At 67.4% G+C, this 12,364-nt stretch carries 9 protein-coding genes; 2 read left to right on the top strand and 7 right to left on the bottom strand.

Going from position 1 to position 12,364, the window contains the following annotated elements; translation table 11 throughout:
- Window positions 1-29 precede the first annotated feature (29 nt).
- Both IEW58_RS09085 and IEW58_RS09090 read left to right on the top strand, forming a co-directional pair.
- The gene (locus IEW58_RS09085; protein WP_188644824.1) at window positions 30-1,094 is read left to right on the top strand and encodes a hypothetical protein; all 1,065 of its coding nucleotides are present in this window, start codon (window positions 30-32) and stop codon (window positions 1,092-1,094) included.
- 11 nt (window positions 1,095-1,105) lie between these two features.
- Window positions 1,106-1,681 (top strand): fasciclin domain-containing protein, encoded by a 576-nt coding sequence (locus IEW58_RS09090; protein ID WP_188644825.1) that lies wholly within the window; start codon window positions 1,106-1,108, stop codon window positions 1,679-1,681.
- Window positions 1,682-1,745: 64 nt separating this feature from the next.
- Here the strand turns inward: IEW58_RS09090 and IEW58_RS09095 are convergent, their stop codons facing one another.
- The 7 genes from IEW58_RS09095 to IEW58_RS09125 all read right to left on the bottom strand — a co-directional run bounded on the left by IEW58_RS09095 (window position 1,746) and on the right by IEW58_RS09125 (window position 12,360).
- Entirely contained in the window at window positions 1,746-5,933 is a 4,188-nt protein-coding gene (locus IEW58_RS09095) for a translocation/assembly module TamB domain-containing protein (RefSeq protein WP_188644826.1), read from the bottom strand.
- Window positions 5,933-8,020 (bottom strand): autotransporter assembly complex protein TamA, encoded by a 2,088-nt coding sequence (locus IEW58_RS09100; protein ID WP_229658523.1) that lies wholly within the window; start codon window positions 8,018-8,020, stop codon window positions 5,933-5,935. The genes IEW58_RS09095 and IEW58_RS09100 overlap by 1 nt, the downstream gene beginning before the upstream one ends.
- Window positions 8,021-8,054: 34 nt before the next feature.
- A complete protein-coding gene (locus IEW58_RS09105) occupies window positions 8,055-8,897 on the bottom strand; it encodes an arginyltransferase (RefSeq protein ID WP_188644828.1) in 843 nt (280 codons plus the stop codon).
- 190 nt (window positions 8,898-9,087) lie between these two features.
- Window positions 9,088-10,338: a threonine ammonia-lyase gene (locus IEW58_RS09110; RefSeq protein ID WP_188644829.1), complete on the bottom strand. Its 1,251-nt coding sequence runs from the start codon at window positions 10,336-10,338 to the stop codon at window positions 9,088-9,090.
- A gap of 45 nt (window positions 10,339-10,383) precedes the next feature.
- A complete protein-coding gene (locus IEW58_RS09115) occupies window positions 10,384-11,010 on the bottom strand; it encodes a glutathione S-transferase family protein (RefSeq protein WP_188644830.1) in 627 nt (208 codons plus the stop codon).
- Between the two features lie 25 nt (window positions 11,011-11,035).
- Window positions 11,036-11,692, bottom strand: a complete 657-nt coding sequence (locus IEW58_RS09120; protein WP_308419271.1) for a glutathione S-transferase family protein — start codon at window positions 11,690-11,692, stop codon at window positions 11,036-11,038.
- Complete coding sequence (locus tag IEW58_RS09125; RefSeq protein WP_188644831.1) at window positions 11,686-12,360, bottom strand: dihydrofolate reductase family protein; 675 nt, start codon at window positions 12,358-12,360, stop codon at window positions 11,686-11,688. The genes IEW58_RS09120 and IEW58_RS09125 overlap by 7 nt, the downstream gene beginning before the upstream one ends.
- Window positions 12,361-12,364: the final 4 nt, after the last annotated feature.

A 12,364-nucleotide genomic window follows, 5' to 3' on the forward strand; every position in this document is an offset into this window, starting at 1 on the left:
GCCGTTTCACCGCCCAAAGGAGTTAACTTATGCGTATTTTCCTCATGGGCGCGGCGGCAATCGCCCTCGCCGCGAGTGGCGCCTCGGCTGACCCCGGCAAGGGGAATGGCGGCGGACATGGCAATGGCGGTGGCAAGATGGCTGCTGCTGGCGGCCCATCTCACGGCGGAGGCCACGGCCAGGCGCAAGCGAACAAGGGCAAGGGACCCCAGGCCGATGCCGGTCGTGCGATGAAGGCCGACCATGGCCCGGTCCGCGTTGCCCAGGGCAAGCCCGAGAAGGCCGCCAAGGGCCCGGCCGTGCGTTCCCAGGGGAACTCAAAGGCCAATGGCAAGGCCCACGCCAAGGCCGCCAAGGCCAATGCAAAGGAAATCAGGCGCGATGTTCGCGACTACCGGGACGTGCGCGACGTGCGCGAAGTGCGCTACGATCGTGACAGGCGCGACCGGGACGACAACGTGCGGGTTGTCCGCTCATTCGTCGGCTTCGACCGGGATGTGAACCGCGGCCTCGTCAACGGGTGCCCCCCGGGCCTCGCCAAGAAGAACAACGGCTGTCTCCCCCCGGGGCTGGCCAAGGATCGCAACGATTACCGCGATTACCGCAGCGACTACTACCGCCCCTCGTGGTTCGGTTACGACGCGCCGCGGGACGGCCGTTACTACTACGATGCCGGATATCTCTATCGCGTGAACGATCGCGGTTCGGTGCTCGGCTACCTGCCGCTGCTGGGCGGCGCGCTGTCGGTCGGCAATCCGTGGCCTAGCTATTACGAACCGGTGCCGGTGCCCGATTACTACTCCCAGTACTACAACCTGGGCCCGGTGAATTCATACCGTTATGCCGACGACGTGCTCTACCGGGTCGATCCGCAAAGCAACATGATCACTTCGATCGCGGCGTTGCTGACGGGTGACCAGTTCGCGGTCGGCCAGCCGATGCCTGCCGGGTACGATATCTACAATGTGCCCTACGGCTACCGTGACCAGTATTACGATACGCCCCAGGCGAACTATCGCTACGCCGACGGCTACGTCTACCAGGTCGATCCGAAGACCCAGTTGATCGCCGCCGTGATCCAGCTGCTGACGTAAGGGGGCGCACGATGAACAACCACCGTTTGATCGGAGCCCTTGCGGCTGTCGCCCTGCTTGCACCGCTCGGTGCCTGCTCCAAGGCGGACGAGAAGAGCGCGCCGACCGCGCAGGCGAGCAACGGCACGCTGGCCGCCGAACTGGGCGGCGCGCCGGGCCTGACGACATTCTCGACCGCGCTTGCCGATGCCGGGCTTGGCGACGTGTTCGACGGGCCGGGCAGCTATACCGTGCTCGCCCCGGACGACGACGCCTTTGCCAAGCTGGACCAGGGCGGCAAGACGCTGACAGATCCGGCTCACCGGGCCGAGCTGGTGGCGGTCATGCGGGGGCATATCCTGCCGGGGCACCTGACCCCGGAGGCGATCCGCAAGGCCGTGGCCGACAAGAAGGGCCCCGTCTCGATGCGATCGCTGGACGAAAGCATGGTGACCTTCACCACCGATGGCGACACGATTGTCGTCACCGGGGCGGACGGCGGCAAGGCCAGGGTGGACGGCGCCGCGCTTGTCGCCAGCAACGGCGTGGTCCTCCCGCTCGACGGACTGGTCAAATCGCCTCCGCCAGTGAGCGCCGAACCAAGCTGATCATCTCCGTCGATCGGCAAAGCCCGGAGGGTGCCGCGTGCACCTCCCGGGCTTTTGGTGCCGGTCAGTAGTCCCTGCTGGCTTTCGCTACGATCGACTCGCGACCGATGGTCGAAATGCTTCCCAGGATGGACAGCCAGGAGGTGATGCGGAATTCTGCCTGGGTTGCGCTATAGCCCCGTCCGTCGGTGATGATCTCCACGTAGAACCGCCGGCCGATGTTCTTGCCCAGCGCGATGGCCGTGCCGCGTCCGAGGGCCTGGTCCGCACTGACTATGCGCAGCCGGTCGAGTCCGATGGCGGTGCGCAGCTTGTTGATCGGGTCGAGCCCGCCGCCGCCCCTCAAGGAGGCAAGCGCCGATCCGAGCTGGAGCACGTCGGTGGCCGACAGCTCGGTGATCGAACCGCCGAACAGCAGGCGCGAGAGGATTTCTTCCTCGGGAAGCCCGGGAAGGGACTGGAAGGTAATCTCGGGCTCCAGCGCGCTGCCCTGCACCTTGACCGTCACGTCGAGCCCGTCCTTCTCCGTCTCGGCAACGATGTCGAGGCGGGGATCGATCGGTACGCTCTCGTCGAAATTGATGACCCCGCGCGTGAGCTGGAAGCGCGTGCCGGCGAAGGAGTAATCTCCGCGGACGACCCGCGCCGTTCCCCCGAGCCGTGGGTTGTCCGTAGTCCCGCGAACGCGCACGTTGGCGCTCCATTCGCTGTCGAGCCCCATCCCGTCGACATCGACCCGCGCCGGCGCGCGTGCATCGATCAGGTAGCGCCACGGCCGGGAGGCCACCGGACGCGGACCGGTGTCGAACGGCAGGTTGATCTCGCGCGTCTTGATCTGCGGCAAACGCTCGTCGGCGGCCGCGGTCCCGAGCCTCCAGGCTGCCCGGTCAACCAGCAACCGGCCCGCGATCGTCCCGCCGATTCCGTCGGAAACGATGCGCATCGGCCCGGTGACGGTTGCCGCGAGGCCGTTCGCATTGAGCAATGCCGCGTTGCGCGCGGCGATGCGGATGTCGAGCTGCGGACCCTTGCGCCCGAGATCCTCGAGGACGACCGTCCCGCTGCCGACGACGCTGCCGTTGTTCGCCGTGGTGCCGCGGAAGCTGGTGAGCGTCAGCCGCGATCCCGCAAACGTGCCACGCGCCGTGACATTGCGGATGTCGGTGCCGGACAGGCTCGATTGCAGGCGGAGATTGTTGCTCGCCAGCGATCCGCGCACCTGCGGAGTGGCAAGCGACCCGGTGACGTCGGCGGCGACCGATAGCGGACCGGTCAGATCGAAAGCGTCGACCGCGGCCAGTCGCCACAGTGCATCGGCCGGGCCATTGTATCGCAGCTGGGCAAACAGGTCGCCCGCGCGAAGTCGGTCATACAGCGCACCCGAGCTCGGCAAATCGACGATGCGCCCCTGCAGCCGCCCGCGGCGCTGGCCGCCCTCGTCGATCACCGCGCGCGTTTCGAGGCGTTGCGGCGTCAGCCGCAGCACCAGCGCGAGGTCGATGGGTTTGGAGGTCAAAACGAGGCCTGAGCGGGTGAGCCCGGCCACCTTCACCCGTGCTTCTCCGGTCGGCACGCCGCGACGGTCGGTGGTGAAATCGACCAGCCCCGAAATCTTTCCGCCGAGCCCGAGGTCGGCGTAGATGTCGGCGACGGACAGCGGCATGTCCGCGAGCTGGAGGTGCGCCTCGGTCCGTCCACCGCCGAACTCGCCCGAAGCGATGATCGCCCCTCCGGCGAAGTTCACCTGGGTTGGCTGCAACTGCCAGCCTCCGTCGCGCTGGCGAACAAGCACGGCGCGGCGGGGCATCGCGATCGGCCGCCCCGCAAACTCACCACGCGCGGCCACGGCCACCTGGTCGGGGGCGACGTTGGCGTTGAGCTGGAGCGCGAACCGGCTGCCGCGGCGCCCCGCGATCGAGGCGGTCACCGTGCCGCGGCCGTTCTCGAGATCGGCCCGCGCCGCCAACCGCCCGATAAACAGGCTGCCGTAGCTGATGCCCTGGGCATAGACACTGCCGCCAATCGTGCTGCGCCCCTTCACCAGGAGACCGCTGGCCTCGATCCGAGCCTGTGCGATGGACAGCGGAGTCTCGCCCCCGAACCGCGCCTGGTTGGCGGTTACGTCGATGTCGAAGGCCTGCCCGCCGCTCCGTGGGCTCAGGGCGATCGTGCCGTCGAGCCCGCCCCCGGCCAGCGCCAGGGTACCGGATGCCGCGCCGTTGCCCAGGGTCAGGGTTCCGGACACCGAGGTCTTCCACACGTCCAGCTTGCGGATCGCCAGGCGCGTCGGCCCCCGCGCTGGCGCGAACAGGTCGATGGTTCCCTGGAATGGTCCGAGCATCGACTGGCCGCGTGTCTCTATCGCGAACCCGTCGTTGATCGGTGCAATCGCGACGCGGACGTTCTCCAGCCCCGCCGACGGCAGGGGGCTGGCGAACACCAGGACCGCCTCCGGCCCGCGCGCGGTGTAGGCGCCCTCGACCGTGAATGCGCCATAATCGACGTGACGTCCGCGCCCTGCGACGCTGGTGCGGCCCGGGCGGATCATCCCGTCGAGCGTCAGGTTGAGCTTGGCCGCGCTCAGGCGGACGCCGCGAAAGTCGAACGGCTGCTCCGCGCCCGTTGTGATCCCACCGCTGAACGAGATTGCCGGGCCGGCGAGGTTGGCGAGCGTGGCGTTGGTCACGCGCGGGATGCGCCCGCGGAAGTCGGCCGACAGGGTCCACGGCGCGCTGCCGAAGGTTGCGACGATGTTCGCGCCGCCGTTGACCGCTCCGATGTCCGGAAGTTGGAGCCCGTTCGCGGTGACCGGGCCGGCCACGCGGTAGCTACCTTTCGACGTGTCGCCCGCAAACGCGAGACGGGCGCTGGCGCCCGGAAAATTGATGGCAAGGCCCTCGCCGGTCAGCTTGCTCCCCTGGTAGCGGACGATGCCCCTGAGGGTGCCGCCGACGAGCCGCGGATCGACTTGCGCGGTGCCGGTCACGATCCGCGCCACGCGCGCGTCGAGCGGAACTGTCCAGCGCGTGCCGTCGTAGGTTGCGGTGCCCTGCTGGACGATCCCGGCGACCTGGGTGGTGCCGGTGACGTAGCGGCCGACCTCGATTCGGTGCTCGATCGCCAGATCACGGAACGGCCCGTCTACCCTCGCGGCGATCCGCGCCCCTTCGATCCGTGTACCCTGCCCGAGCAAGGCGGGATCCTTGATCCGGGCAGTGACCGCGAGGTCGTTGGCGGCGTTCCTGCCGAGGTCGAGCGCACCTTCCGCTTTACCCGCCACCGCCGAGGTAATGAGCTGGACTGTGCCGTCGAGCACGCTGTCCTTCAGGGTACCCACAGCCTTGTACGAAACGGTTTCGCCAAGAAGATCGCGCGGCAGGCCGGCTCCCATCGCCGCCTGCGGATGAGCCTGCCCCACGATCGTATAGCGGCCGCTCCGGTTGAGCATGCGAAAGGCGGCGAACTTCGCGGCGTCGCGGCTGACGTAGCCCCAGCCGTCCCATTTGCTCCACGAGCCCTTCCCCGCGACTTGCCCGCGATAGCCCGCCTTGGTGCCGATCAGCCCGGCGAGAACGCCGCCCTTGGGCGCATTGTAATCGAGCTTGAGATCGAACTTGTCCCGGTCGGGCTCTGCATCCACCAGCGCGTGGAGACGGTCCTGGCTTCCGAGCCTCCCGTCGGCCTTGACCAGCACGCGACCGTCGCGGATGTCAGCCTTCGCGACCAGGTTCGCCTTGTGCGCATTTGGTCCGGCAAGCCCCTTGGCGATCGTCAGGTCCTGGATCGCCAGCCGATCGATGCGGATATCGAAGTTGGGCAGGATCGGCGCTTCGGGATCGCCCGGATTGAGCTTGGGCAAGCGGTAGAGCGTGCCCCGATGGGTCACCAGCTCGCGAACGTCCAGCCCGCGGGTGAACCAGTTCATCGGGCGCCAGTCGAGATCGACCAGCGGCACGGTGAGGAATGGCCCTTTCGGATCCGACAGGGTCACATCGTGCAACCGCGCCTTGCCGTAAAGATTGCCGTCGATCCGGCCGATCGAGACTTTCAGGCCGGAGGCCGGGGCCACTTTCGCGATCTGGTCGACCACCCAGCGTTGGCCGATCGGGCTGTTGAGCACGGCCAGAGCCGCGACGATCAGGAGCAGCAGGGCCGCGACCAGCCCGATCGCCCACGCTGCGACGCGCCGCCCACGGCCGTGCGGGCGATCCGCCACGTGCGCGGCCTCCGCCTGCTCCGCTTCGTCGGCCATCAGAATGCCTGGCCCAGCGAGACGTAGACGGCGATGCGGCTGTCCCCCGGTCCCGGATTGATCGGCGTGGCGATGTCGAAGCGCAGCGGGCCGAATCCGGTATCGTAGCGCACGCCGACCCCCGCCCCGATACGGACCACGTCGAAGTCGGGCAGGACGCTCGTGCTGACCGAGCCGGCATCGACGAACGGTACGACGGAAAGCGCGCCATCGAAGAAGCCGGTCTTCACCCGCGCCTCGATCGCGCCTTCCAGCAGGCTGCGGCCGCCGGTCGGATTGCCGTTGGCGTCGCGCGGCCCGATCCGCTGGTAGCCGTATCCGCGCACCGTTCCGCCGCCGCCCGAATAGAGCCGGCGCGAAGGGGCGATGTTTTCCAGCGCGGTGCCCGGAATCGCAGCGAAGCGCATTCTTGCTGCGACGACGACCTTATCGGTCACCCGCTGGTAGGTCGAACCATCGAACTGACCGCGCAGGTAGAAGCTTTCCATGCCCTGCGTGCGGGACACTTCCGGCGACAGGCGCACACCGGCCCGAAACCCTTTGGTCGGGTCGAGCAGGTCGTCCGATGTGTCGAGCATCGCGTAGAGCGGAATGGCGCCGATGAAATAGGTGCGGCGGGGCTGGACCACCCCGCCAAGCGGCTGTGGCCGCTCGCTAGTCGCCACCGCTTCGAGCCCGACGCTCCAACTGAGCGGCTTCTGGAACAGAAGCGTGGACAGATGCTCGTACGTGCCAATCAGCGACACGGTGCGCGCATCGTAGGCGTCGCTGTCCACCGTGGAGGCGAAAGCATCGACCGTCAGCACCTTGTCGCGCCCGCCGAAGTTGTTCTTGCGCAAGGTGACGCCGAGCAACTGCTCCTGCGTGCCGGCGATCCCGCGCACCCGCAGCATGCCTTCGGGCGGGAACAGGTTGCGATGCTCCCAGCTTGCCTCGGCGCGGAGCCCCTCGCCGGTTCCGTAGCCGATCGCCCCGGCGATGGTGCGCAGCTTGGCCTTGGTCAGCTCGACGTCGAGAGCGACGGTCCCGGGCCCATCGGCGGTTGGCGGCGCCACTTCGCGCGGCTTGATGGTGACCGAGGAAACCAGGCCCGTCGCGACGATGGCGCGCCTGAGGTCGAATTCGAGGCTGCGCTGGTAAGTGTCGCCGGGATCGAAGCGGGCAATGGAGGCCAGGTGCTTGCCTGACAGGAAGCGCGGCCGGCTCGAAACCACTTCGCCGAACACATACTTGCCGTTGGGGCGGACCGGCATGGTCAGGTCGCCCTCCGTCCTTGCGTGATCGACCAGCAGCTCGGGCGCATCGATGGCGGCGAACGGATAGCCGAACTCGCCAAGTGCCGTGTCGAGATTGAACTGTTCGGCAACGATGGCGTCGCTCGACATTGGATCGCCCGGACGGATTTCGAACGCGCGGCGGAGCGCTTCGGCATCGGGCGCGGCGGCCAGCTCGCCCAGGTCGATCGCTCCGAAGCGGAAGCGGGGCCCGGGGATGATATCGAAGCGCACCTCGGGCCGAGTGGCGGCACTCTCCTGCCCAGCCTGGATGCCGCCCACGGAGCGGATCACCTGGGCATCGTAATACCCGTAGACCCTGAGCAGCGTGTCCAGGAGCGCCTGGTCCGATTTCGCCCGCGCGGCCAACTGGGCCACGCTGTCTTCGTCGGTGTCGAGTTCGGCGATGGTGGACAGGCCGCTGAAGCGTTCGGTGAATTCGTTGCGCTCGGGGAAGAGCGTTTCATCCGCTGGAAACGCGAGGACGAGTTCGTCGGTGACGCGGACGATCGCGGCATCGACCAGCGCGGGTGCGGCATCCGCGGCGTCCTCGAGATCGGCGAATTGCACGCTGTCGTCAGGCTCGAGCGGGGCCAGTTGCGGCAGCACGAGGTCGTCGGGCCACGGCAGGTCAATCGGCGGCACTTCTGCGAGCGGCGAGTCGGGGTCCACCTCGGCGATCGGCTCGTCCGGCAGGTCGGCCGGCTGGCCCTGCTGCGCCCAACCTTCCGGATCCGCCACCGCGGAATCGGGGATCAGGTCTTCGAGAGATTGCGAGGAAGTCTTGTCCTGCGCAGCCAGCGGCGCCGTCAACAGCGCCGCGCAGGCCGCCGCGACGAGCGCGTATCTACTCGGAGAAATCGAACTGCGGGAGAGATGCGTCCTTGGCAGGGCTGGCGGCATCGCGGACCGTGCGGGGCGCGCCTGCGGCACGGGCGATGAGCGCATCATGCCGCTCGGGAGAAAGCCGTTGCCATCCGTCGCGCCCGAGCAGCTCGATCGGACGATAGCGGATCTTGTACTGCATCCGGTCGGACCCATCGACCCAATAGCCGAGATACACGTGCCCGAGCCCGTCTTCACGGGCTCGCCGGATGTGATCGAGGATGATATAATTCCCAAGCCCGGACCGCGCCTCATGTTCCGGGTCGTAGAACGAATAGATCATCGACAACCCGTCGCCCTGCCGGTCGGTGAGGCACGCGCCGACGAGGCGACCGGGCATCAATCCGTCCGAGGGCTCCCTGTATTCAATGACGTAGCTGGTTACGGGCGTGTGTTCCACCATATCCGCGTAATCAATCTCGTCCATCGCCGCCATGCCGCCGCCGGGATGCCGCAGGCCGAGGTACTTGCGCAGCAGATCGAACTGCTCGCCCGTTGCCCACGGGCGGCATTCGGCCGAGATCAGATCGGAATTGCGCTTCAAGTTGCGCTTCTGCGTGCTCGAGGGCGCGAAATCCTCGACCGGCACGCGGACGGAGACACACGCCTGGCAGTCCACGCAGCTCGGGCGATAAGCAACCGTCTGGCTCCGGCGGAACCCGATCCGGCCCAGCGCCTCGACCAGCTGGTCGGCGTGCGGGCCCTTCAGTTCGGTGAACACTTTCCGCTCGTTACGGCCGGGCAGGTAGGGGCACGGCGCGGGGCTCGTCACGAAGAATCGGGGAAAGCGAACCGGTGCCGTCACGACGCTGCCAGAAACCTCTCGCGGGGTTGAAACCAAAGCGCCGCGGCGCACTCCAGCGTTATGCACCGCCCGCCGCGTCGGTAAAAGACCCTTAACCATGTATCTCGGTTAACGGAAACTTAGTTTGCACAGTTGCGGAGTCGTTTCCGCCCCCGTTTAACGCGCGATCCGCCGCGCGGTGCCGGACGGATTACCCCAGTTCGACCAAGCTCACCGCGTACCCGCCGGCACGCAAGGCAGCCACGAGAGCGTCGATCTGCTCCTTGTCGCGCGCCTCGCACTCAATGTCGGTGATGAGGCCCTTGGCCGGAAGCGAGGTGAAGATGCGCTGGTGGTAGATTTCGATGATGTTGACGTTGTGGGCGTGAAATTCCTTCATCACCTTGTAGAGCGCGCCCGGACGATCCTGCAGCGTCACGCGCAGCCGCGCGAGCCGTCCCGACCGGGCCAGGTCGCGCAGCAGCACGTTCGCGAGCAGGCGCGGGTCGATGTTGCCGCCGCACAGGACGAGTCCGATCTTGCGGCCCGCGAAGCGCTCCGGATGCGCGAGCAGTGCGGCGAGCCCGGCCGCCCCCGCGCCCTCGACCACCGTCTTTTCTATCTGCAGCAACAGGCTGACGGCGCGCTCCAGCGCCGCCTCCTCCACCAGCACGATGTCATCGACCTTTTCGGCGATGACCCGGGCGGTGAACTCGCCCGGTTCCTTCACGGCGATGCCTTCTGCGAGCGTGTCCCCGCCGCAGGGCATTTCGACATGGTGGATGCGCGAATACATCGACGGGAACAGCGCAGCTTCCACTCCGATCACCTCGATCGGGCGATCCTGTGCCTTGGCCACGGTCGCCATGCCGCTGATCAGACCGCCGCCGCCGATCGGCACCACCAGGCAATCGATCTCGGGCGCATCCTCGAGCATTTCGAGCGCGACTGTGCCGGCACCCGCCGCCACGTTGGGATCGTCGAACGGATGGACGAACGTCAGCCCCAGTTCCTTTTCGAGCGTGCGGGCGTGGGCATAGGCCTCGTCGAACGTCTCGCCTTCGAGCACCACTTTGCCGCCGACGCTTTCGGTCTGCATGATCTTCACGCTCGGCGTGGTGCGCGGCATGACGATGGTGACGGGCACTCCGAGGCGGGTGCCGTGGTAGCTCAATCCTTGAGAATGGTTGCCGGCAGACGCCGCGATGACGCCGCGCGCCCGTTGCTCGTCGGTCAGCAGGAGGAGCGCATTCAGCGCGCCGCGTTCCTTGTACGCAGCGGTGAACTGGAGGTTTTCGAACTTGAGCCAGATTTCCGTTCCGACGATGTTGGACAGGGTCCGCGAGTGCATTGTCGGCGTATGCACCACCGCGCCGGCGATCCGCCGGGCGGCGGCGCGAACATCATCGATCGTCAGCGGCAGGTCTGCGGCTGACTGGCGGGCGGTGGCGGAGAGGCTCATTGCCGCGCGCTCTAGGGCAATTCCGGCCTCAGGGAAACCTGCCGATCAGGCCTTGGCCTGCGCCTTTTCGATCAGCGCCATGTCGATTGCCTTGCCGGCCCTGTACGCCTCGCGCTGGCGCAGGCGCTCGACGTAAGCCGTGAAGCCGGGGCGCGCGGGCAGCGTCCCGAACTGCAGGCCCCAATCAGCCGCGCTGCCGACATAGACGTCTGCCATCGTGAAGCGCCCGCCGCACACGAATTCGCGATCGGCCAGCCAGCCGTCGAGCGCGTCCACCGTCCGCTCGAACGTGCCGAACCCGGCCATTCCTTCGCGCTCGGGCGGCACTTCCCACCCCATCGCGCGGGCGACAACCGCCTGCTCGAGCGGTCCCGAAGCGAAGAACAGCCAGCGAAAATAGTCCGCCTTTTCGTGTTCGCGGGGCAGCAGTCCGGGCGCGCTCATCTCCGCAAGGTAATGGCAGATCGCGGCCGCTTCGGTGACCACGTGGTCGTGGCCGCCGTGGTGGTGGATGATCGCGGGCACCTTGCCCATCGGGTTGACGGCCAGGAGGTCACCTTTCGCCTGCCAGTCGACCAGCACCTGCTCGTAGTCGGCCCCCGCCTCGTGCAGCGCCCATCGGGCGATCTGCCCCCGACTCATCGGGTTTGTGAAGAAGGTATACTCGGCCATCTGCACTCTCCTGGAACCCGATGCCTCAGTCGCGATCGGGCGCGCCGGGCGGGAAGAAGTGACGGTAGGGCCGCGCCTCGTCGACGCAGCGGGCGACAGCGGGGAGCGCGAGCAGCTCCGTACGCAGCGCCGCAAGCCGTGGGGCCTCTGCCGGGATGGGCTCTACCCAGTCGGCGTAGAACAACGACGGAGCCGCCCCGCAGGTGACCAGACTGACGTGCGGGGGCAGCGAATGGGCGGTGAGCCATTCTTCCAGCCAGCGGTAGACGCGGCGCAGTCCGGCCTTTCCGCCTTCCACCTCTGCCGCATCGGGGTTCGCGCTGTTGGCCAGGTAAGCCGACACGATCCGGAAAGCGGACCCCATGACGTAATTGTCGAACACCCGGTCGAGCATACGCGCGGTCGCGGCCGCTGTCGGGTCTGCCGGGATCAGCGGCGCTTCGCCGCGATGATTGAGCGCCAGATGTTCGACGATCGAAGTCGCTTCGATCACCGTCGTCTCACCATCGACGAGGACCGGAAACTTGCCCGCCGGATGAGCTGCCGCGACGAATGCGCCGTTGTCCGGATGCTCGGGTCCGACCGCGCGAAATTCGAACGGGGTGGCGTTCGCATACAGCGGGATCAGCGCTTTCCAGGTGTAGCTGGAGAATGGGTGTCCGTAGAGGCGCAAGGTCACCATGTGCCTTCCTCCATCCGCTGCTGGCGCCGCGCCTCACGCTCGCTGGTGGCCGGGATCGGCGCTTCAGCCGGATAGGGTGGCAGCGACCCGCCGGGCCGATAGGTCGCGATCACGGTGCCCTTGGAAGTCACCCGGCTATCGGTCATCTCGAGCTTGCGGACCGGCGCCCCCTCGCCCAGCAGCCGCTTACCCGCACCCAGGGTGACCGGATAAGTCATCGTGATGAGCTCGTCGAGCAGCCCGGCCGCCAACAGCGCCGGATAGAGGGTGCTCGATCCCTGGATGACGATGCGCGCGCCCTCCCCCTGCTTGAGCGCTGCGACATCCTCGATCCCGCGAAGCCGGTGGCTGTTCTGCCATTCGAGCGGCTGGTCGCCGCGGGTCAGCACATACTTGTTCGCCCGGTCGAACGCCTCGCCCATCGGTGCGTTCTCGCCTTCCACATAGGGCCAGTAGGCGGCGAAGATGTCATACGTCCGGCGGCCGAGCAGGAGATCATAGTCGCCCGAGAACAGCGAGCCGAGCGTCTCTTCGACGCCTTCGTCCCACAGCTTGAACACCCAGCCTCCCTCGTCGAATCCGCCGGTTGGGTCCTCGGTCGGGCCTCCCGGCGCCTGCATCACGCCGTCGAGCGACAGGAAGGCGGCGCCGGTGATCTTGCGGGTCATCGGC

This window comes from Tsuneonella deserti (genome assembly GCF_014644315.1).
GTDB lineage: Bacteria > Pseudomonadota > Alphaproteobacteria > Sphingomonadales > Sphingomonadaceae > Tsuneonella > Tsuneonella deserti.